The 20093-nt window shown below is 73.0% G+C and carries 20 protein-coding genes and 1 tRNA gene; 11 read left to right on the top strand and 10 right to left on the bottom strand.

Features of this window, described 5'->3' with window-relative positions; all coding sequences use genetic code 11:
• Nucleotides 1-91 precede the first annotated feature (91 nt).
• The gene (locus ABT041_RS33560) at nt 92-1294 is read right to left on the bottom strand and encodes a serpin family protein (RefSeq protein WP_351191640.1); all 1203 of its coding nucleotides are present in this window, start codon (nt 1292-1294) and stop codon (nt 92-94) included.
• Between the two features lie 12 nt (nt 1295-1306).
• On the opposite strand from ABT041_RS33560, the gene ABT041_RS33555 reads away from it, so the two are divergent.
• Both ABT041_RS33555 and ABT041_RS33550 read left to right on the top strand, forming a co-directional pair.
• A complete protein-coding gene (locus ABT041_RS33555) occupies nt 1307-1627 on the top strand; it encodes an antibiotic biosynthesis monooxygenase family protein (protein ID WP_351191638.1) in 321 nt (106 codons plus the stop codon).
• A 33-nt stretch (nt 1628-1660) separates the two neighbouring features.
• On the top strand, nt 1661-2146 hold the full coding sequence (locus ABT041_RS33550) for a GNAT family N-acetyltransferase (RefSeq protein WP_502976652.1): 486 nt from the start codon (nt 1661-1663) through the stop codon (nt 2144-2146).
• A 312-nt stretch (nt 2147-2458) separates the two neighbouring features.
• On the opposite strand, the gene ABT041_RS33545 is transcribed toward ABT041_RS33550, so the two are convergent.
• Nucleotides 2459-4525, bottom strand: coding sequence for an MDR family MFS transporter (locus tag ABT041_RS33545; RefSeq protein ID WP_351191634.1), 2067 nt, complete (start codon nt 4523-4525; stop codon nt 2459-2461).
• 168 nt (nt 4526-4693) lie between these two features.
• Between ABT041_RS33545 and ABT041_RS33540 the strand changes: the two genes are divergently transcribed.
• The 5 genes from ABT041_RS33540 (at nt 4694) to ABT041_RS33520 (ending at nt 9521) form a co-directional block, all read left to right on the top strand.
• Nucleotides 4694-6130, top strand: a complete 1437-nt coding sequence (locus tag ABT041_RS33540; protein WP_351191632.1) for a peptidoglycan-binding domain-containing protein — start codon at nt 4694-4696, stop codon at nt 6128-6130.
• Between the two features lie 168 nt (nt 6131-6298).
• The gene (locus ABT041_RS33535; RefSeq protein ID WP_351191630.1) at nt 6299-6967 is read left to right on the top strand and encodes an HAD-IA family hydrolase; all 669 of its coding nucleotides are present in this window, start codon (nt 6299-6301) and stop codon (nt 6965-6967) included.
• Nucleotides 6968-7272: 305 nt separating this feature from the next.
• A complete protein-coding gene (locus ABT041_RS33530; protein WP_351191628.1) occupies nt 7273-7923 on the top strand; it encodes an HNH endonuclease family protein in 651 nt (216 codons plus the stop codon).
• A 188-nt stretch (nt 7924-8111) separates the two neighbouring features.
• Nucleotides 8112-8603, top strand: a complete 492-nt coding sequence (locus ABT041_RS33525; RefSeq protein WP_351191626.1) for a DoxX family protein — start codon at nt 8112-8114, stop codon at nt 8601-8603.
• Between the two features lie 288 nt (nt 8604-8891).
• The gene (locus ABT041_RS33520; protein ID WP_502976651.1) at nt 8892-9521 is read left to right on the top strand and encodes a DedA family protein; all 630 of its coding nucleotides are present in this window, start codon (nt 8892-8894) and stop codon (nt 9519-9521) included.
• A gap of 126 nt (nt 9522-9647) precedes the next feature.
• Here ABT041_RS33520 and ABT041_RS33515 read toward each other — a convergent pair whose 3' ends face one another.
• Both ABT041_RS33515 and ABT041_RS33510 read right to left on the bottom strand, forming a co-directional pair.
• The gene (locus tag ABT041_RS33515; protein WP_351191624.1) at nt 9648-9914 is read right to left on the bottom strand and encodes a DUF2277 domain-containing protein; all 267 of its coding nucleotides are present in this window, start codon (nt 9912-9914) and stop codon (nt 9648-9650) included.
• Nucleotides 9915-10128: 214 nt separating this feature from the next.
• Nucleotides 10129-10356, bottom strand: a complete 228-nt coding sequence (locus tag ABT041_RS33510; RefSeq protein ID WP_351191622.1) for a hypothetical protein — start codon at nt 10354-10356, stop codon at nt 10129-10131.
• Nucleotides 10357-10544: 188 nt separating this feature from the next.
• On the opposite strand from ABT041_RS33510, the gene ABT041_RS33505 reads away from it, so the two are divergent.
• Nucleotides 10545-11303, top strand: coding sequence for a GntR family transcriptional regulator (locus tag ABT041_RS33505; protein WP_351191620.1), 759 nt, complete (start codon nt 10545-10547; stop codon nt 11301-11303).
• Here the strand turns inward: ABT041_RS33505 and ABT041_RS33500 are convergent.
• On the bottom strand, nt 11245-12060 hold the full coding sequence (locus ABT041_RS33500; protein ID WP_351191618.1) for an MBL fold metallo-hydrolase: 816 nt from the start codon (nt 12058-12060) through the stop codon (nt 11245-11247). The two genes, ABT041_RS33505 and ABT041_RS33500, sit on opposite strands and share 59 nt — an antisense overlap.
• A gap of 127 nt (nt 12061-12187) precedes the next feature.
• On the opposite strand from ABT041_RS33500, the gene ABT041_RS33495 reads away from it, so the two are divergent.
• On the top strand, nt 12188-12637 hold the full coding sequence (locus ABT041_RS33495; RefSeq protein ID WP_351191616.1) for a lamin tail domain-containing protein: 450 nt from the start codon (nt 12188-12190) through the stop codon (nt 12635-12637).
• Between the two features lie 52 nt (nt 12638-12689).
• On the opposite strand, the gene ABT041_RS33490 is transcribed toward ABT041_RS33495, so the two are convergent.
• The 3 genes from ABT041_RS33490 to ABT041_RS33480 all read right to left on the bottom strand — a co-directional run bounded on the left by ABT041_RS33490 (nt 12690) and on the right by ABT041_RS33480 (nt 14513).
• Nucleotides 12690-13229: a DUF4231 domain-containing protein gene (locus ABT041_RS33490; RefSeq protein ID WP_351191614.1), complete on the bottom strand. Its 540-nt coding sequence runs from the start codon at nt 13227-13229 to the stop codon at nt 12690-12692.
• Between the two features lie 617 nt (nt 13230-13846).
• Entirely contained in the window at nt 13847-14113 is a 267-nt protein-coding gene (locus tag ABT041_RS33485; protein WP_351191612.1) for a hypothetical protein, read from the bottom strand.
• Between the two features lie 325 nt (nt 14114-14438).
• Nucleotides 14439-14513: transfer RNA gene (locus ABT041_RS33480), tRNA-Val, on the bottom strand.
• Between the two features lie 339 nt (nt 14514-14852).
• Here ABT041_RS33480 and ABT041_RS33475 point away from each other — a divergent pair.
• Together ABT041_RS33475 and ABT041_RS33470 are read left to right on the top strand one after the other, a co-directional pair.
• Entirely contained in the window at nt 14853-16151 is a 1299-nt protein-coding gene (locus tag ABT041_RS33475) for a hypothetical protein (protein WP_351191610.1), read from the top strand.
• Nucleotides 16152-16183: 32 nt separating this feature from the next.
• Entirely contained in the window at nt 16184-16405 is a 222-nt protein-coding gene (locus tag ABT041_RS33470) for an FmdB family zinc ribbon protein (RefSeq protein WP_351191608.1), read from the top strand.
• Between the two features lie 15 nt (nt 16406-16420).
• On the opposite strand, the gene ABT041_RS33465 is transcribed toward ABT041_RS33470, so the two are convergent.
• Both ABT041_RS33465 and ABT041_RS33460 read right to left on the bottom strand, forming a co-directional pair.
• A complete protein-coding gene (locus tag ABT041_RS33465; RefSeq protein ID WP_351191606.1) occupies nt 16421-17230 on the bottom strand; it encodes an HAD family hydrolase in 810 nt (269 codons plus the stop codon).
• Nucleotides 17227-20088, bottom strand: a complete 2862-nt coding sequence (locus tag ABT041_RS33460; RefSeq protein WP_351191604.1) for a phosphoribosyltransferase — start codon at nt 20086-20088, stop codon at nt 17227-17229. The genes ABT041_RS33465 and ABT041_RS33460 overlap by 4 nt, the downstream gene beginning before the upstream one ends.
• Between the last annotated feature and the right edge of the window lie 5 nt (nt 20089-20093).

Below are 20093 nucleotides of genomic sequence, written 5' to 3'. Positions count from 1 at the left end.
TCGGCCACCGCACCTCCAGCAGTCGGATCGGACGTCACCGCACATCCAACCGCCACGACCACCAACCCGGCGAACCTATGCGGTCAGAGCACTAGCCGGGGCTAGCGGAACCGTCGAGCGGGGCACTGGACCGCCAGCCGGTGAAGAGCGGCAGCTCACCCGAGCCGTCGAGCACCACGACCCCGAACGGCCGGTCGAAGGCGATCCGCTCCACCGCCTCGTGCCGGGGCGCGGGCGCGCCGCGGGTCATCGAGACCTGGGTGACGGCGGCGGCCTCGACGCCCTGCTCGGTGACGTCGACGACCGCCGACTGGGCGACCCGGGCGACGTACAGGTCGGCGGCGGAGATCCCCGAGAAGTCGGCGCCGGGCCGCAGCGCGGAACCGATGCCGAGCGCGGCCAGGTGCTCCCGTGCGTCGATCGTCGTACGGAGCGTGAACCGCGGCAGGGTGAGGTCGGCCGAGTCGGCGGCGAGCGGCCGTCGCGCCGCGGGCCCGGCCCAGGCGGCGGGCAGCACGTCGGCGGGCCCGGCGCCCTCGGCGCCGAGCACGAACCGCACGCGCGGCCCGTCCTGGCAGGGCAGCTCGACGACCGTGTGCCGGCCCACGTACCAGACCCAGGCGGCCGGGATCCGCTTGCGCATGGTGGGCACGGGCCGGGTGTCGCCGTACCCGTCGGTGAAGGGCAGGTCGCGGGTGAGGTGCCCGGGGAAGGCGGACAGCCAGGAGGTGCGGAGCGCTAGGGCGTTGAGCAGCACCAGGTCCTCGGAGCCGTCGAGGTCGAGCGGCAGCCGCGGGATCCGCCCGCCCGTGGCCCGCCGCACCCACGCGTCGAGCTCCCCCTGGAGGTCCGGGAGTTCCCCCAGGGTCATGTCGTCCGTGGCCCCGAACACCTCGTCGGGCAGCGCGAACAGGACCGCCCAGGGCAGCACCCCGAACCGCACCCCCGGCACTCCCCGCCGAAACGCCTGGAGGATCGGCAGCGCGCTCCACACCCCGGTGGCCACGGCGACCCCGTCGGCTTCCGCGACCCGCCGCCCGACAAGCGTCACGGCCTGGCCGGCCGCCTCCCCCTCGACCCCGACCAGCCCCCGCAGCTCCTCCCCGGTCCGCCCCCGCGCCCCGGAGGCCACGACCCCGAGCGCCAGCCACAACCCGACGGGCGACACGACGAAGTCACCGTCCCCGAGCCGGGACAGCCAACGCGCGGCCAGAGCCCGTATCGCCTCCGCCGCCGCGTCGGCCCCCGCATCTGCCGTCGCATCCGCTTCGGGTGTGCCGGAGCCGTGGGTCATATCCTGCCTTCCATGAGCATCGTGAAGATCAACGTCCTGACCGTGCCGGCCGAGCAGCGTGAGGTTCTGGAGCAGCGGTTCGCCTCCCGGGCCGGGGCCGTGGAGGGGTCCGACGGCTTCGAGTGGTTCGAGCTGCTGCGTCCGGTGGAGGGCACCGACCAGTACCTGGTGTACACCCGCTGGCGCAGCGAAGAGGACTTCCAGAAGTGGATGAGCGGTTCCATGCAGGCCGCCCACCAGGGCGGTGGCGAGGGTGGTGAGCGGCCGAAGCCGGCCGCTTCCGGCTCCACCCTGTGGTCGTTCGAGGTCGTCCAGCAGGCCTCGCCGAAGTAATTCGGCCGCGCGCGTGGTCGTGCGGGCCGCAGAATGGCCCGCATGACCTGGACTTTCTCTCCTGAGCGTGTCGACACCCCGGACGCGACCTCGCTGCGGCGCGACTACTACGACGATGTCGCCAGCCGTTACTGGAAGCGGCCCGCGACCGAGGCCGAGATAGACGAGGGCCTGACGAACGACGGCGTCGAGAAGCTGACGCCGCCGACCGGGCAGTTCCTCGTGGCCCGGTTCGAGGGGAAGCCGGCCGGCTGCGGCGGTGTCCTGATGCTGGACGGCGAACGCGCCGAGCTGACCCGGGTGTTCCTGCGGCACGCCTTCCGTGGCGCGGGCGGCGCGAGCGGCCTGCTGCGGACCCTGGAGGACGAGGCGCGGGCTCTCGGCGCGCGCCGGATGGTCCTCAACACGCGCCTCGATCTGGTCGAGGCGCGGGCGCTGTACACGCGTCACGGGTACGTGGAGATCCCCGCGTACTGCACGGGCCCCTACATGGACATCTGGTACGGCAAGGAGCTCTGAGCCCGGGCGGGTTCAGGCCTGATGGTCGCGGGGCGCTTCGGGTGCGCGGGACCGCTCCGGACTCAGGGGCGGTGGTCGCCGGGCGGTTCCGGCGTGTCGGGCCGCTCCGGACTCAGGGGCGGTGGTCGCCGGGCGGTTCCGGCGTGCGCGGCCGCTCCGGACTCAGGGGTGGTGGTCGCCGGGCGGTTCCGGCGTGTCGGGCCTCTCCGGACTCAGGGGCGCTGGTCGCCGGGCGGTTCCGGCGTGTCGGGCCTCTCCGGACTCAGGGGTGCTGGTCGCCGGGCGGTTCCGGCGTGTCGGGCCTCTCCGGACTCAGGGGTGCTGGTCGCCGGGCGGTTCCGGCGTGTCGGGCCTCTCCCCGTCCGAGCCGCACAGTTCGGCCGTCAGCTCCTCCACCAGCTGCACGAGGTCGGTGGGCCGGTCCGGTCCCCACCAGTCGCCGAGGAGTTCGGCGAGCGACTCCTCCCGGGCCTCGGCCAGTACCGTCGCCGCCCGTACGCCCTCCTCGGTGAGGGTCAGCTGGACGCCCTCCCGGTCCACCAGGCGCCGCTCCTCCACCTGCCGGGACGCCTCCGTGATCACCCGCAGGGGTACGGGGGTGGTCTCGGCCAGCCAGGAGGGTTCGACGGTCCCGTGGCGGCGGAGGCGCAGCAGCAGCCAGCTCGCGGCCGGCATCAGGTCGAGCCCCGCGCGGGCGGTGATCTTCACGTAGACCGCCTTGCGGCCCTCCCGGGAGCCGAGGACGGACAGGGCGCGGGCGCACTCGTCGTGCGAGGAGCGCCCGACCGGGTTCGGGGCGGGCGTCTGGCCGGTGTCGGGCGCGGTGACCGAGGCACGCAGCTTGTCCTCCTTCAGGAACCAGGAGATGACGAAGGCGACGAGGACGACCGGCGCCGCGTACAGGAAGACGTCCGTGATGGACGTGGCGTAGGCGTGCAGGACGGAGGGCTGGAGCTCGGGCGGTAGCTGGGCGAGGGCGCGCGGGTCTGCGGCGACCTGGTCGGGGCCGGTGCCGGGCGGGAGCTCCGTAGCCGCGCTCGCGAACACGTCGTCGAGCGCGCTCGTGAGCCGGTTGGTGAAGATCGTGCCGAAGACGGCGACGCCGAAGGAGGCGCCGATGGAGCGGAAGAAGGTGGCTCCGGAGGTGGCGACGCCGAGGTCCTCGTACGAGACGGCGTTCTGCACGACCAGGACGAGGACCTGCATGACGAGGCCGAGCCCGGCGCCGAAGACGAAGAAGCAGACGCTCATCGTCCAGGTCGAGCTGGTCTCCGTCAGCCTGTGGAGGAGGAGCAGACCGATCCCGGTGAGGGCGGTGCCGGCGATGGGGAAGACCTTCCAGCGGCCGGTGCGCGAGACGATCTGGCCGGAGCCGGTCGAGGCGATGAAGATGCCGAGGACCATGGGCAGCATGTGGACGCCGGACATGGTCGGGGTGACGCCCTGGACCACCTGGAGGAAGGCCGGCAGATAGGTCATCGCGCCGAACATGGCGAAGCCGACGACGAAGCTGATGACGGAGACGAGGCTGAAGGTCCGGATCCGGAACAGCTTGAGCGGCAGCACGGGTTCGGCGGCCCGCTGCTCCACGTACACGAACCAGACGAGGAGTACGGCTCCGAGGACCGCGAGTCCGATGATCTGTGGCGATCCCCACGCCCAGGTGGTGCCGCCGAGCGAGGTCACCAGGACCAGGCAGGTGGCGACCGAGGCGATGAGGAAGGTCCCGAGGTAGTCGATCGTGTGCCGGGTGGAGCGGACCGGGATGTGCAGGACGGCAGCGATGACGAAGAGGGCGACGATCCCGATGGGGAGGTTGACGTAGAAGACCCAGCGCCAGGAGAGATGCTGGGTGAAGAGCCCGCCGAGCAGGGGGCCGAGGACGCTGGTGGCGCCGAAGACGGCCCCGAAGAGGCCCTGGTACCTGCCGCGCTCCCGGGGCGGGACGAGGTCGCCGACGATCGCCATGGCCAGGACGATGAGACCGCCGCCGCCGAGGCCCTGGACCGCGCGGAAGGCGATGAGCTGCGGCATGTTCTGGGCGATGCCGCAGAGGGCGGAGCCGACGAGGAAGACGACGATGGCGCCCTGGAAGAGCTTCTTGCGCCCGTACTGGTCGCCGAGCTTGCCCCAGAGGGGGGTTCCGGCCGTGGACGCGAGCAGGTAGGCGGTGACCACCCAGGAGAGGTGTTCCATGCCGCCGAGCTCGCTGACGATGGTCGGCAGGGCGGTGGAGACGATGGTCTGGTCGAGGGCGGCGAGCAGCATGCCGAGCAGCAGTGCGCCGATCGCGACGAGGACGGTGCGGTGGCTCTGGCCCTCGCCGGGCACGGGGGCGGGGGCGTCACCGAGCTGGGACGGGTGCGTGTCCTGAGCCATGGGGTCTCCGTCTGCGTGTCGGTGCCCGTGCAGGTCTCCGTCCTGCGCGGGCCCCTCCATCCTGATCGGAATGTCCCGTTATGGCCTGCGGAAGGGCACAGTCGTTCGCCCGCCGTACAGGTGCGGCCTGCATAATCGCTCGCAGTGGTATCGGGGAGGGGACCCATCATGACCGGACACGTCTGTCCTGAATGCGGTGTACACAGACCTGGCTGCGCCTGCGCCCGGGCGGCGGAGATGGCGGCGGCCGAGGACTTCGACCCGCTGCGGATCAGGCCGTACGTGACCCTGGACGCCTCGGAGGGCCCGGCGGGTCCGTACGAGGCGGGAGCGGGGGCGGGCGCGGGGGGCGTGGGCGTTACGGGCGTCGGCGTGACGGCCGTGGGCGCGGCGGACGGCGGCGCGTCGGGCGCCGGTTCGTCGGGCGCCGGCATGTCGGGCCCCGGCATGTCGGGCCCCGGTTCGTCGGGCGCCGGTGCGGGGGACGCTGCTGCGGCGGGGCCGGACGGGCAGCAGACCGCGCTTCTGCCGACGTACTCGACGGGGGGCGCGGCGACCGCGCACGTACCGGCGTACTTGTCGGATGGTGCGGAGACCGCGCACGTACCCGCGTACTCCACGGATGGCGCGGCGACCGCGCACGTACCCGCGTACTCCACGGATGACCCGCCGACCGCGCACGTACCCGCGTACTCCACGGATGACCCGCCGACCGCGCACGTACCCGCGTACTCCACGGATGACCCGCCGACCGCGCAGCTGTCGGCGATCCGCCCGGAGAGCGCGCTCACGGCGCCGGCACCGGCCGCGCACCCCGGCACCCACCCCGGCGACTCCGGGCCGACCTACCCCTCAGGTCCCGGCACGGAGACGTACCCCTCCGGCCCCGGCCCGGACGCGTACCCCGAGCACCTCCACCCCGGCGCACCCGCGGGTGACCCCTCCGAGACCATGCCGCTGCTGCTGCGCGGCGTCGGCGACGTACCGCCCGCGCACGAGCGGGAGCGGGGGCGCGGCCGCAAGCGCGGCGTCGTGGTCGCGGCGGTGGCCGCCGTCGCCGTGGCGGGCACCGCGGCCCTGGCGGCGGCCGTCCTCGGCGGCGCGAACGAGACCGACGACCGGGCGGCCGTGCCCGACGTGACCACGAGCGCGTCCCTGAACGTCGCCGTGTCGGAGGCCCCGTCCCCGTCCTCGGAGACGCCGGAGCCGACCACGTCCTCCCCGACCCCGGACCGGACGTCCGCGTCGCCGACCCCGTCCCCGAGCCGTACCGCCGCGAGCGCGTCGGCCCCGCCGGCCGCCACCCCCTCCGCGGCGCCGACGACCGTGGCGCCGACGACGGCCGCGCCGTCCTCACGGGCGCCCCGGCCGACCGAGGACGCGGCGGCCACGCTGAGCCTCGGCTCCTCGGGCGACGAGGTCGTCGAGCTCCAGGCGCGGCTGACGCTCGCGGGGGCGTACCACGGCGACGTGGACGGGGAGTACGACCAGGAGGTGTGGCGCGCGGTGAAGAACTACCAGTCCTGGATGTACATCCAGGGCGACCCGAAGGGCGTGTACGGCCCTCACACGCGCGAGGCCCTGGAGCGGAGCACCTGGCTCTAGACCCCCGTACGACGGCTGGGCGGCGGGCCGCGGGATTCCGTAGCGCGGACCGGTTGGCCAAGACGGCCCCGGATTTTGTATCGTAGAAGAACAAAGTGGCCCCGCCCGCACTCCCTGACCGGTGGGCGGGACCGCTTCGTTCTCCGTGCCACCCCTTCTGGAGACCCGATGGCCGCCACCACCCCGGCAACGCTGACCACCCGCGCCCTGCTCCTCGACATGGACGGCACGCTCGTGAACTCGGACGCCGTCGTCGAGCGCTGCTGGCGCCGCTGGGCGGACCGCCAGGGTCTCGACGCGGACGAGGTGCTCAAGGTGGTCCACGGCCGCCAGGGCTTCGCGACGATGGCGATCCTCCTCCCGGACCGCCCGATGGCGGAGAACCACGCGGACAACCGGGTGATGCTGGCCGAGGAGACCGCCGACCTGGACGGGGTCGTCCCCGTCGCCGGCGCCCCTGCCTTCATGGCCGCGATCGCGGACCTGCCGCACGCCCTGGTGACCTCGGCGGACGAGGCGCTGGCCCAGGCCCGGATGGGCGCGGCGGCGCTCCGGATGCCGGAGGTCCGGGTCACGGCCGAGATGGTCGGCGCCAGCAAGCCGGACCCGGAGGGCTTCCTCAAGGGCGCGGCGGCGCTGGGCTTCGAGCCGGCGGAGTGCGTGGTCTTCGAGGACTCCGAGGCGGGCATCCAGGCGGGCCGCGCGGCCGGCATGCGCGTCGTGGGCGTGGGCCCGCGCGCGGCGGCCTTCACACCGGACGTGCACGTCGCCGACCTCACGCACCTGCGGGTGGAGCCGGCGGCGGGCGGCACGATCACGCTGACCGTCCTGGCGTAACCTCCCCTTTCCTCTCGACGCGCGCGCGACCGGAGCTACCGGCCGCGCGCGAGCCGTTTACGGCGGCGCGCGAGCCGGCTTTCCGCGGCTCCCCACCCCCAGGCAGCCCCGACTCCCCGACCGCGGGCGGAATCTGGCACTCCATCAGGACACGTCACACCCCTTGATGTGACGTGTCCATGTCGCCACCCTGTTACCTGGCGCACCCCCCACCGAAACCTCGCGCCGCCACGATGACCGGGTCCACCGCCCGGCACCCCGCGGGGACAGCAGCAGCCAAGTCCCCCCACCTCAAGGGAGTTCGCATGCCCACCGGCACGATCTACGCGCGTCGACTCGCCGTACTCGCCACCTCCGCCGCCCTCACCGTCACCGGCCTCCTCGCCACCGCCCCGGCGGCTCAGGCCGCGATGCCCACCCCGGTCAGCGCCGCGACCGCCCGTACCTACCTCGCCGCCCTCACGGTCAAGGCGGAAGGTTCCACCACGGGTTACAGCAGGGACCTGTTCCCGCACTGGATCACCCAGTCCGGCACCTGCAACACGCGCGAGACGGTCCTCAAGCGCGACGGCGTGAACGTCGTCACCGACTCCAACTGCGCCGCGATCAGCGGCAGCTGGTACTCCGAGTACGACGGGGCCACCTGGACCCTCGCGTCGGACCTCGACATCGACCACATGGTCCCGCTCGCCGAGGCCTGGCGCTCGGGCGCGAACTCCTGGACCACCGCACATCGCCAGGCCTTCGCGAACGACCTCACGCGGCCGCAGCTCATAGCCGTCACCGACAACGTCAACCAGGCCAAGGGCGACCAGGACCCGGCGACCTGGCTGCCCCCGGTGACGTCGTACCGCTGCACGTACGTCCGGGCCTGGGTGCAGGTGAAGTACTACTGGAACCTCAGCGTCGACTCCGCCGAGAAGAGCGCCCTCCAGTCCGTCCTCAACGGCTGCTGAACCAGGCGCCGCTGAGCTCATGTCAGCGACGGTCGTCGGGGAGTGAGCCGCGCCACACACTCCCCGATGACCGAATGTTGAACTTGCAAGCACTAGTGAGGGGTGCCTAACCTTACGGCCTCATCGGTTTCCGTCCCCCCGCGCCCCGTTCCCCACGGACGGGGCCGGACCGAAGGAGTCCCACCCCCATGACCACCCAGAGCACGACCCCGACCACCACGAGCACCACCCCCACGAGCCTCACGGCCCGCCTGAACCAGGCGCAGCCCTACGCGCTCGGTCTCTTCCGCATAGTCGTCGGCCTCCTCTTCGCCTGCCACGGCGCCTCCTCGCTCTTCGGCCTCCTCGGCGGCACCGCGGTGCCCGCCGGGACCTGGCCGGGCTGGTACGCGGCCGTCATCCAGCTCGGCGCCGGCATCCTGGTCCTGGCCGGACTCGGCACCCGCAGCGCCGCCTTCCTCGCCTCGGGCTCGATGGCGTACGCGTACTTCAAGGTGCACCAGCCGGAGTCGCTCTTCCCGCTCCAGAACGGCGGCGAGGGCGCGGCCATGTTCTGCTGGGCTTTCGCGCTCCTCGTCTTCACGGGCCCGGGCGCGCTGGCCCTGGACCGGCTCTTCGGCGCCGGCAAGGCGACGGACGCGAAGTCCCGCGAGGAGCGGGGAACGCCGGTCGCGGCCTGACGCACGAGCGACTACCGGAAGGGGCCGGAATCCGCAGCACGGATTCCGGCCCTTCTGGCGCGGGGATCACGGCAGGGCAGGGCAGGACAGGGCAGGGCAGGACAGGACAGGACAGGGCGGGACAGGACAGGACAGGACAGCCGGCCAGCCGGCCACGGAAGTCACGGCCGGCGCCACGGGCACCAAGGCCCGGCGCGGGCGCCGCGACCTGCCACCGACCTCCTCCCCCGCGCCGCGTCCCGCACCCACCGGCAGCGGGCGGCCCGCCCCCGCGTAGGCTCTGGCCCTGTGAATCTGCTCGACAGCCTGGGCTCGCTGCGGTCGCTCACCGCCGGTCCATGGATCTATCCGGTGGTGGCGACGTCGATCCTGCTCGACGTCTTCCTGCCCGTGCTGCCGAGCGGCTTCCTGGTGATCACGGCCGCCACGGCGGCGGCGACGGCCACCGGGGCCTCCACGGGCGTACCGTCGCTGCTCCCCCTGTTCCTCTGCGCGGCGAGCGCCTCGACGCTCGGCGACTTCCTCGCGTACCGCGTGGCACTGCGGGGCGGGGCCAGGCTGGACCGGGCGATCGGCCGTTCACGCCGCCTGTCCCTGGCGCAGGAACGTCTCGGCACCGCGCTCGCGCGGGGCGGCGGACTGCTCGTCGTACTCGCGCGGTTCGCCCCGGCCGGCCGCTCGGTGGTCTCGCTGGGCGCGGGCGCGGCGAAGCGCCGGGTCGAGGAGTTCCTGCCGTGGTCGGCGCTGGCGGGCGTGACGTGGGCGTCGTACAGCGTGGGTCTCGGCTGGCTGGGCGGCCAGTGGCTGGGCGCGACCTGGTTCAGCGCGGGGGTGTCGACCCTGGCGCTGTTCCTGGCGGGCGGCCTCGCCGCGTACGTCATCCGCCGCCCTGCCGCGTCGCCGGCACCGGCGTCCTGACGGGGCGGCCCGAGCCTCGGGCACGCCGAAGACAGCGGCCGGCGCCCCTCAAGCCCTGACCACGCCGGACCGCGGCACGCGCCCCGACCACGCGGAAGGCCGACCCGCCCGCGGCCGTACCCCCGGCTACCGCGCCCGGGCCGCCACGGGCTCGGGCTCTCGCGGCCTGGCGGCGGCCGGGTGGTGGCCGCGTACCTCCAGGTCGGCGAGGAGTCTCGCGGTGGCGTCGGCGATCTCGTCCACGGCGCGGTCGAAGACCTCGCGGTTGTGGGCGGCGGGGGCGCGGAAGCCGGAGACCTTGCGGACGTACTGCAGGGCGGCGGCGCGGATGTCGTCCTCGGTCGCCTCCTCGGGCAGGGCGGGCGGGCGGAGCGTCTTGATGCTGCGGCACATGTCTCCAGTGTGGCGCGCCCCACTGACAACCGCCCGGACCCGCTCGTCACCCACCCCGAAACACCCCTCCCCCACCCCGAACACGCTCCCCACGCACTCTCCTCACCCTCCCCGAAGGGCTGCTCAGGCACCCGGCTCGTCACCCGCCCCCCAGCGGCTGCTCAGCACCCGGATCGTCACCCACCCCCGAACGGCTCCTCAAGCACCCGACTCCTCACCCACCCCGGAGCCCGCGTCGACTCCGTGCGTTGATCTCGGCGGTGCGGGCCCGGAGCTCGTGCAGGGGGGTCGCGGGCTGGACGTCGACGGGCTCGGCCTCCCACTCGCCGCCGCCCTGGACGGCGCGGATCAGAAAGCGCCCGGAGACGCTCTCCACATAGAAACCGACCCGCCCCGTGGCGGTGTCGCGGACGAGGTCACCGACCTCGGGCAGTGGCTGCACGCATCCCCTCCGTCCCGAATCCTGAAGCCTGGGGACACTCAGGGAAGCGCGGCGACCCCGCCCTGTCAACGTATCTCTAGAGATGTCCCCCGATGGATGGATCGACCGGGCGGGACGGCGTACAGGTGTGCATCCGGGCCGAGGAGCGCGCCGTAGGGTGTCCCGCAATGGAAGGGAGTGGTCCACCCGTGACTGACCAGGACAGCGCTCGTCGGCCCAAGTACCAGCGCATCGCCGACGAGTTGAGAACCGCGATCCAGTCGGGCGCCTTCGCGCCGGGCGATCGGCTCCCCGGCGAGAACGACCTCATGTCGACCTACGACGTGGCCCGTATGACCGCTCGCCAGGCCCTCTCCGTGCTGCGTACGGAAGGGCTCGCGGAGGCGCGCAAGGGCGCCGGCGTCTTCGTCCGGGCCTTCCGCCCGCTGCGCCGCCGGGGCATCCCGCGCCTGGCCGGGGAGCAGTGGGGCAGCGGCCGTTCGGTCTGGTCGGCGGACGTCGAGGACCGGGAGCTGGTCGTGGACCAGATCGAGGTGGGCGAGACGGTGGCCGGGGACCGGGTGGCGGGGGCGCTGAACCTGGCGCCGGGGGCGCCGGTCTGCGTCCGCAGCCGCCGCTTCGTGCTGGACTCGAAGCCGGTGCTGCTCTCGGTCTCGTACCTGTCGGCGGAGCTGGTACGGGGGACGCCGATCACGGAGCCGGACACGGGTCCCGGCGGCACCTACGCGCGGCTGACGGAGCTGGGGCACCGCCCGGTGCGGTTCCGGGAGGAGATCCGCTGCCGGATGCCGACGGCGGACGAGTCGGACAGGCTCTCCCTGGAGTTCGGGACGCCGGTGGTCCTGATCGGACGTACGGCGTTCACGGGGCCGGGGATGGCGGTGGAGCTCAACGAGATGACGCTGGACTCGTCGTCGTACGTCCTGGAGTACGACTTCGACGCGTAGTGACGACCTCGAACCGCGCCCCGGGGTCGGCGTGGACGACGTCGCCGGAGAACTCGGCGGCGGCCAGGGCGACGGCGTCCGCGGGGCCGGTGCCCGGTCCGACGTGGGTCACGACGAGACGGCCGGCGCGGGCGTCGGCGGCGCTGCGTCCGGCCTGGGGGGCCGAGTGGTGCCCGGGCACGAAGCCGTCGGCCTCGCAGACGAACAGATCGCATCCGAGGGCGAGTTCGACCAGAGGAGGACAGGGCTCGCAGTCGCCGGAGTAGACGAGGGAGGCCCCTCCCTCATCCTCCACGCGGAGGGCGAAGGCGGGCAGGCCGCCGTGCTCGACGGCGCGGGACCGAAGGGTGAGCCCTCCGACCCGTACGACATGCCCGTCGTACAACTCCTCGACGGCGAAGGCCTTTTCGACGGGGCTGCGGTCGGGCCCGTTTGTCAGGAAGGCGGCGAGGCGGTCGGCGATGCCGGGCGGCCCGAAGAGGGGCACGGGCAGCGGGAGGTCGAGTCCGGCGTACAGCAGCGCGTAGTAGGCGGTGAGCAGGTCGGCGCTGTGGTCGGCGTGGAGGTGGGAGATCCACACGGCGTCGACCTCGCCGAGCGACACGTACCGCTGGAGCTCGGCGAGGGTGCCGGTCCCGGCGTCCACCCACAGGCGGACGCCGCCGCCCTCGACGAGGTAGCCGGAGCAGGCGTTGCCGGGACGGGGGAAGGGGGTGGCGGAGCCGAGGACGGTGATCCGCAAGAGGTCGCTGCCCATGCGCAGAGTCTAGGCCGAGGTGCCGGCAACTGGCCTGAACATGTGCAGAAGAAGTGAAGGGCGTGCGTATTCTGTGGGCTCGCCGGGCCCCATCGGCGGGCGCTCGGAAGGAAACTGAGGGACATTCATGCATCGCGTACGCACGCTCGCGGCCGTGACCGCGGCCGCCGCCTCCGGCATCCTCCTGCTGCCTTCGCAGGCGCAGGCGGCCGGCTCGGTCCACCTGTACAAGATCTACTACGACAGCCCGGGCACGGACAACCGCTCCAACAGCAGCCTGAACGCCGAATACGTCCAGATACGCAACACGACCGCCGCCGCGGTCAACCTGCGGGGCTGGACGCTGACGGACGCGGCCAACCACAAGTACACCTTCGGCAACTTCCCGCTCGGCGCGGGCAAGATCGTGACGGTCCGCACGGGCCGGGGCACGAACACCGCCGCGAACATCTACCAGAACCGCGCGGCGTACGTCTGGAACAACGACAAGGACACGGCGACCCTGCGCAGGTCGAACGGCACGACCGCGGACACGTGCGCGTACAACTCGACGCGGGTGGACTACAAGTGGTGCTGACGAGGCACCCCAGGTGACATCTCCTGAGGGCCCCGAGACCGGGGCCCCAGGCTCAGGAACTCTCGGTGGCCTCCCGGGCCCCGGGAACCCCACCCCCATGCTGCTGAACATCGGAGTTGACCTGCCCGCCGAGGGTCATGACGTTCAGGGTGGCGGAGTTCTCGTTGGCGATGGCCTTCTCGACGCGGGAGACGAGAACGGAGAACGCCTCACGCCTGCCCAGGTTGTGGTACGGCCCCACCTTGGTCTCGAAATAGACCCGCTCGTGCCCGAGCAACTGCTCGGTGGACCGGTAGTTCTTCCACTGCTCGCGATAGCGGTAGACGCTCTCGAGCGACACCGCGGCGACGACCACGACGCTCAGAACGGTGGCGGTGACCCGCGCGAACCCGAGGTCCAGATTGACGAACACGGGCACGAGGGCACCCCCGACGACGGAGACGGTACGCATCCGCAGATGCATCGCCTTCATCCGGGTCGCCTTGGCGTCGTACCAGTCCTGGTACTGCGCGAGCCTGGTCTCCAGGTACCGCTGCGGCGTCATCTCGCCACCCGGCACCCCTACTTCGGGAGCGTCCCCCACCTCAGCCATGCCGCGAGTAGACCGGCAAGGACGCGTCCACGTCAACTCGCACCGAACGAGAGGGGGCTCACTCACAAGGAACCCCCCGGACGCAGGCGGCTTCTGGCCAACGACATCGCCCAGCGGGCGGCCCCCACCGCACGGGATACGGGGTCAGCGCGACCATCCCAAAGGGCGGCAGTGGGCCGCCGAAGGCTCAGCTCGGCCCCCGGCCACCCGTGAACGTCACCGCTTCTTACGAAGCTTCCGCATCTTCGCCTCGGCGGCCTTCTTCTGCCGCTGCGCCGTGCCGTACGCGGACCACGGCCCCTGATGCTTGGCGCACCGCGAACTTCCGACGATCGCCTTGTTCTGACAACGGCCCCCGCTCTGCGTAGGAGCCCCGCACTTCGGCTGACCCATCCCACCCTCCCCACGACGGACACCCACCCACGCTGCCCGCAAGACGGACGCAGGGCGAGGGCGCACAGAGCGGCAAAAGAAGCACGACCCGCCAAGCAGCGCCGATGGCCGACCACGCCTCAGCCAAGGAGCCCGCGACCAAGCCCCCCGCCCAGGTACACGCTCCAGCGCCTCCCCTTTGCCACCTGGACAGCCGGCCCACGGCCCGGGCCACGTCAGGGGCCTCAGGCCACGAGGCCGACACCCGTCCTGGCCGCCGCCGACCCGTCCGCTGCGTACTCCTCCAGATCGACCCCATAGCGTCCACGAGACAACATCCGCAGCAGAGTCGTCTCCAACGTTCCGGAGGTCGCGTAGATCCCCGACCAGACCGCTCGGTCCGGCACGATGGCGTCCAGCTTGTCGGACTGCATCATGACTTCGTAGAGCCATTCAGACAGGACGAATGCCTGGTCACGCGTGAGTTTGATGATCACTGGTTCTTCGTCCACATGGCGACCGTACGGCCAAGCCTCAGGCCCTCGCCCTCCCGGATCCCGGAAGGGCGAGCCTCCCCCGCACCCCTGCCCGAAGGCCGCCACGGATGCGCCACGCTCCTCATCGCGGCAAGCGTGCCGGCGACGGTCGCGATGGAGACCCTGGGGCACGCGCAGATCGCCGCCACGTGATCATGTACACGCCGGTCTCCGACGATCACCAGAGGGAAACGATGGAACACACGAACCGGCTGCTCCGCCGACCCCGTCCCGAGTGAGACTGCCGTCAGCCCCTACCGTCAAAGACCCCCGCAACGATGAGCTGCGGGGGCCTTTTCCCTGGTGGGCGCGGACGGTTTCGAACCGCCGACATCTGCTTTGTAAGAGCAGCGCTCTACCCCTGAGCTACGCACCCGTGGAAGAGGCAACAGCCTACATGGCCCAGGGGTGGGTGCTGCAAACGGATGCCGGGGCTGGGCGTAGCCCCACCCCCGGGACGGTGGGTTGTCTGATCGTGACTCGGGGTGGTGAGCGCGTAGTTTCGGGGGCGTCGGGTCTCTCTCAGGAGTCAAGGGTCGCCCTTTTCGGGCTGCGACGGCTTGGTGCCACCGTGAACTGACCGGGCCGTGTGTTCGTCCTTACCGGGTGGGAGAATGAACCGGACCGGGCACGGCGGACACAGTACGGGGAGAAGTACGTGGCGGCGAGTGATGTGAGGGGTACTTCGGCGCCCAGGCCTTCGTCCGCGTTCCGGTTGGCTGTCGCGCTTCCCCTGCTCGTGGGCGCGCTGCTGCCGCAGGCCTTCGCCGGGGGCGGGACGCGCCGCTGGTTCGGCGGGCGCGGCGAGAGCCAGCGGGCCGAGGCGCAGGCCGCCAAGGACGCCGCCGCTGCCGCCTTCTACGAGCTCGACACCGCCCAGCGCGGGCTCCGCATCTCCATCGAGACCATCACCGCCGTCGACAGTTCGCCGGACGCGCGGCGCGCCGTCGACGGGTTCGAGGAGCTCGGGCGGCGGATCGACGAGGTGAGTCATGCGTACATCTCCGCCGTCGACGCGCATGATCTTGATCGGGATGAGTTGGATGCCGGTAGTGCGGCGCGCGCTCGTGCCGAGCTGAGCCGCGCCAAGGACGAGCTCGATCGCGTCAAGGGCGAGTTGGACCGGTTCGAGGAGGGTCTCGCCCCGCTCCTCGGGCGTGCCGAGACCCAGCTCGCGCGGCTCGCGCCCGCCGTGGAGCGGGCCCGGCAGGCGCTGCGGGGTGCGAGCGGTGCCCTCGATGTCGTACGCGAGGGTGGGCTGCGCGCCGACGACCTCGCCGCGCGCCTCGCCGCGCTCGGGCCCGAGCTGACGCGGCTCAACGAGGGCGCCGGACGGCACGGCGTCGCCGAGACGCTCCAGCGTGCCGACCGGGTGCTGCGGGACGCCGAGGCCGTACGCGCCGAGGCCGAGCGGCTGCCCGAGCGGGCCGCCGAGATCGACAAGCGGCTGGTGTCGCTCCGTACCCGCACCGAGGCGCTCACCACCCGCGCCGGGGGCGTCGAGCCCGTCCTCTCCGAGCTCCGCCGGCGCTACTCGGCCGCCTGCTGGCAGGACCTCCAGCACGTGCCCGAGCAGGCCGTCGTGACCCTCCGGCAGGCCGGGGAGCGGCTCGCCGAGGCCGGGAAGGCACGGGCCGAGCAGCGCTGGCCCGACGCCACCTCCCTGCTCTCCACCGCCCGCGCGCTCCTCGACTCCACGGACGAGGCCGTGTCGGCCGCCGGGGACCGGCTGCGCCGCCTGGACGCCGTCGCGAAGGACCCGAAGGCGGAGACCGAGCGCACCCGGTTCGCCGTACGGGACGCCCAGCGGCTCGCCATGGCCGGGCGGAACACGCCCGACCCTCGCCACGCCCGGCCTCTCGACGAGGCCGTCGCCCGTCTCGACCGGGCCGTGGAGGGTCTGGAGGGGCGCCATCCCGACTACTGGCACTTCCTGACCGAGCTGGAGGCCGTTCGTTCCGCCGCGGCACGTGTCGTCGGGCTGATCCGGGAGGAGCGGGGCGCCGGCCACTGATGTGCGGCGGACCCCGCCGTTAGCCTGGTCCCATGCCTCGTTACGAATACCGCTGCCGCACCTGCGGCGACACCTTCGAGCTCAGCCGTCCCATGGCCGAGTCCTCCGCCCCCGCCTCCTGCCCCGCCGGGCACGACGACACCGTGAAGCTCCTGTCGGCCGTGGCCGTCGGCGGAAGCAGCTCCGCCGCCCCCGCGCAGGGCGGTGGCGGCGGCGGCGGTGGTGGTTGCTGCGGTGGGGGTTGCTGCGGCTAGACCTTCGGACCGGTCCTAGGCCGCTGCCGCCGCTCTGAAGCGGCGGAGGATCTCCTCCCCGGCCGCGACCCCTCGCTCCGCGAGGACGTCGAGGTGGGGGGCCGTCCAGTCGCTGTCGGCCAGTTCGCCGTGGCCCGGGCGCCAGGCCCGGTCCGCGGCGAGCAGCAGGTCGGCGTCGAGGAGCGAGTCCCCCGCCGCCAGGGTGAGCGTCGCGCCGGTGCGGCGGGCCACCTCGCGGACCGCCGCGCTCTTGGTGAGCGGCTTCGGCACCGCGTACACCTTGCGGCCCTGGAGCGAGACCGTCCAGCCGCGGTCCCCCGCCCAGGCGCCGAAGCGGTCCAGCCAGTCCTCGGGGAGTCGCTCCCGCTCGACGACGAGGTAGGCGAAGAGGTCCTCGGCCACGCGGTGCTTGCGCACCCAGGACAGGTCCGTGGTGGCGGTGAGGTAGGCGCGGATCTCGGAGAGCGGCGCGCACTCGTCGGCGAGCCTGCGGACGACGGACTCGTGCCAGTCGCGGTCGGAGACGCCGTCGACGAGGATGTGCCCGCCGTTGGCGCAGATCGCGTACGCCGGTGTGGTGCCCGGCAGCTGGATGCGCTGGTACTGCTTGCGCGTCCGCGTCGTCGTGGGCACGAAGACGGTCTCGGCGGTCAGCCGCGCGAGGAGGTCCGCCGCGTCCTCGGTCATGTACGACAGCGGCTTGGACTCGTGGACCTCGACGCAGAGCAGCCGGGGCGCCTGGGCGTCCGGCATGCCGAGGGCGAGGGCCGCGGTCGAGTAGATGAGGGTGCGGTCGAGGTCGCTCGCGACGAGGACGGCGGTCACTGGGACACCACCGCCTTGCCGTCGGCGCCTGTCGCACCCCTTGTGTACTGGGGGTGGATCAGGCCCACACAGCTGTACGGGAGTTCGTCGACCTCCTCGACCGGTACGCCGCGCTGTTCGGCGAGCAGCCGGACGTGCGCGAGGTCGGCGTCCGCGCCCCGCTTGGCGAGGATCTTCCAGGGGACGCGGCGCAGCAGCACGCGCGTGGTCTCGCCCACGCCCGGCTTGACCAGGTTGACGTCGTGGATGCCGTACTCCTCGCTGATCCGCTCGACGGCCGCCCAGCCCTCCCAGGTGGGGGTCCGGTCGGCGGCCAGGAGCTCCTTGACGTCGGTGTCGACGGTCGCCGCGACCTCGTCGAAACGGGCGGCGACGGCGTCGAGGAAGGCCTCGGAGACGTCCGCCCCGGCCAGTTCCCGGTAGAACTTGGCGCCGTGGAAGTCGTGCGGCCCGACCAGGTCGGAGCGCAGGACCGTACGCGATATCAGGCCGGAGACCGTGGAGTTGAGGCAGGCGGAGGGGATGAGGAAGTCCTCGCGGGTGCCGTAGGTGCGGACGCAGGAGCCGGGGTCGGCGAGGACCGCGATCTCCGGGTCGAAGCCCTCGAACTCCTCGAGCGCCTCCGCGAGTTCGCGGGTGATGGCGCCCTTGCCCGTCCAGCCGTCGACGAACACGACGTCGGCCGGGTCGTGGTGGGCGGCGAGCCAGCGCAGCGCGTTGGCGTCGATGCCCCGGCCGCGCACGATCGAGACGGCGTAGTGCGGGAGGTCGAGGCCGTGGCGGGCCTTCGCCCAGCGGCGCATGAGGACGCCGACGGGGGTGCCGGCGCGGGCGAGGGAGACCAGGACGGGGCGGGCGGAGCGCTCGGCGAGCACGGTCTCGGTGACCGTGCCGACCGCGCGCGCGATGCGGGCGGCGGAGCTCTCCAGGGCGGCGTGGAAGAGCTCCTGGTAGCGCTCGCTGGGCTGGTACTCGACCGGGAGCGACTCGGCGTAGTGGGCGCCGCCGCTCTGGATGGCCTCCTCGCGTTCCTCGGTGGGGGCCTCGAGTTCGACGTCCGAGAGGTCCTGGAGCAGCCAGCCGACCTCTTCGGGTGCGTACGAGGAGAAGGCGGGGCCGCGGAGGGGCTCGGGCAGCATGGAGCTCCTTTCGGGAGCTTCGGTGACGGAGACCGTCGGGGTGTAGGACGGGATCACCGCGAGCACGACGCGCGGGATGTGCGCGGCGAGCTGCGCGAGCAGGCCGTCCGGGGCGTGCAGGGCCGGGGTGTCGGCGGCGGAGTCCACGACGAGGACGACGGCGTCGAAGCCGGCGCCCGCGACGTTGTAGGCGTAGCGCTCGCCGGGGCCGTCGGCGGGGTCGTCGTGGGCGGGGAAGACGAGCCGGGTGCGTATCGCGTAGCCGGGGTCGTCGACGGCGAGGACGGGCGAGCGGGTGGTCGTGGAGTAGCGGACGTCGTGCCCGGCGTCCTCCAGTGCGGTGCCGAGACGCAGCGGCGCGTACATCAGCTCCTCGAAACCGAGGACGAGGGTACGGGGGCGGGGCCCTGCGGGCGGCTGAGCGGGGAGCTGTCCCGTATCGGCCCGGTGGTCCGTGGCGGGGGCCGAGGCGGCCGTGGCGGTGGCCGAGCGGGCCGTGCTCGCCGGGTGGTCCGTGGCGGGGGCCCGGCGGCCCGTGGCGGGGGCCGAGGCGGCCGTGACGGTGGCCGAGCGGGCCGTGCTCGCCGGGTGGTCCGTGGCGGTGGCCCGGCGGCCCGTGGCGGGGGCCGAGGCGGCCGTGGCGGTGGCCGAGTGGGCCGTGCTCGCCGCGCGGTCCGTGGCGGCCGCCGGGTCTTGGAGCGCCTCCGCGATCGCGTCCGCCATCGTCGGCAGCGCCGCCTCCAGGAGCTCCCGGTGGTCCGTCGTGAAGCCGTGCCGCCCGCCGTCGGGCAGCCCGCCGGGCCAGCCGAGCTCCACCCGCAGCGGCGGCTCGTGGGGCGCGCGCGGGGACGGCGCGGGGGCCGGGGCCGCCTCCGGCACGGAGCCGGGCGCCGCATCTCGTACGGAGCCCGGCGCGGCATCCCGTACGGAGCCGGGCGCCGCATCTCGTACGGGACCGGGTGCTGCATCCCGTACGGAACCCGTCACCGTCCCCCGTACGGAACCGGCCGCCCCGTACGCCCTCTCCTGTTCCGCCACCAGTGCCTGGCCCTTCTCCAGGACCCCTTCCGGGAGGCGGACCGTGCCCGTGGCGCCGGCTATCAGGTCGACGCGGGCGCCGATCTCCGTCGCGAAGGCGTCCAGCCGGCCGAGGTCGGCGGCGGAGCGCATGTCGACGAGGGCCACCACGACATAGCGCTCGCGCGGGTAGCTCTCGTGGAGGTCGCGGATGGTGTTGAGGACCGTGTTGCCCGTCGAGAACTCGTCGTCGACGAGGACCAGCGGGCCGTCGCCCGCGAGGAGCTTCGGGTCCTCCGGCAGCAGCAGGTGCGAGGTGGCGTGGGAGTGGGACTCCTCGAAGCCGCCCGCGCGGGCGACGCCGGCCACCGGGCGGCGGGTGGAGTGGAGGTACGGGGCGAGGCCCAGGCCGTCGGCGACGGAGTGCCCGAGCGCGGTGGCGGTCTCCGCGTAGCCGAGGACGACGGACCGGGCGGCCTCCCCGTCGCCGAGGAGCTCGCGGACGCGCCGGCCGAGTGCGAGGCCGGAGCCGTACACGACGGAGGGGCGCTGCGGCACGTGCTTGCCGAGGACGCTGGAGACCAGCAGGTGCGCGCGCTTGGGGTTGCGACGCAGTGCGAGGCCCAACAGGGCGGGCAGCTCCTCGTCGCCGATCAGTTCGACGCCGAGTCGCTCCGCGACCCACGTTCCGGTCCACACCACGTCGT

Origin of the sequence: Streptomyces sp. NPDC002825, from assembly GCF_040295385.1 — a bacterium.
Classification (GTDB): domain Bacteria; phylum Actinomycetota; class Actinomycetes; order Streptomycetales; family Streptomycetaceae; genus Streptomyces.
The sequence above is the reverse complement of the archived record's forward strand: the minus strand, read 5'-3'. Positions and strand labels throughout refer to the sequence as shown.

What these genes read in the sequence shown, in the direction of transcription:
- ABT041_RS33535 (WP_351191630.1), top strand. Translation starts at nt 6,299, where the DNA reads ATGGCCGCCACCACCCCGGCAACGCTGACCACCCGCGCCCTGCTCCTC.
- ABT041_RS33550 (WP_502976652.1), top strand. Translation starts at nt 1,661, where the DNA reads ATGGCCCGCATGACCTGGACTTTCTCTCCTGAGCGTGTCGACACCCCG.
- ABT041_RS33545 (WP_351191634.1), bottom strand. Translation starts at nt 4,525, where the DNA reads ATGGCTCAGGACACGCACCCGTCCCAGCTCGGTGACGCCCCCGCCCCC.
- ABT041_RS33555 (WP_351191638.1), top strand. Translation starts at nt 1,307, where the DNA reads ATGAGCATCGTGAAGATCAACGTCCTGACCGTGCCGGCCGAGCAGCGT.
- ABT041_RS33490 (WP_351191614.1), bottom strand. Translation starts at nt 13,229, where the DNA reads ATGGCTGAGGTGGGGGACGCTCCCGAAGTAGGGGTGCCGGGTGGCGAG.
- ABT041_RS33525 (WP_351191626.1), top strand. Translation starts at nt 8,112, where the DNA reads ATGACCACCCAGAGCACGACCCCGACCACCACGAGCACCACCCCCACG.
- ABT041_RS33515 (WP_351191624.1), bottom strand. Translation starts at nt 9,914, where the DNA reads ATGTGCCGCAGCATCAAGACGCTCCGCCCGCCCGCCCTGCCCGAGGAG.
- ABT041_RS33495 (WP_351191616.1), top strand. Translation starts at nt 12,188, where the DNA reads ATGCATCGCGTACGCACGCTCGCGGCCGTGACCGCGGCCGCCGCCTCC.
- ABT041_RS33540 (WP_351191632.1), top strand. Translation starts at nt 4,694, where the DNA reads ATGACCGGACACGTCTGTCCTGAATGCGGTGTACACAGACCTGGCTGC.
- ABT041_RS33500 (WP_351191618.1), bottom strand. Translation starts at nt 12,060, where the DNA reads ATGGGCAGCGACCTCTTGCGGATCACCGTCCTCGGCTCCGCCACCCCC.
- ABT041_RS33560 (WP_351191640.1), bottom strand. Translation starts at nt 1,294, where the DNA reads ATGACCCACGGCTCCGGCACACCCGAAGCGGATGCGACGGCAGATGCG.
- ABT041_RS33470 (WP_351191608.1), top strand. Translation starts at nt 16,184, where the DNA reads ATGCCTCGTTACGAATACCGCTGCCGCACCTGCGGCGACACCTTCGAG.
- ABT041_RS33530 (WP_351191628.1), top strand. Translation starts at nt 7,273, where the DNA reads ATGCCCACCGGCACGATCTACGCGCGTCGACTCGCCGTACTCGCCACC.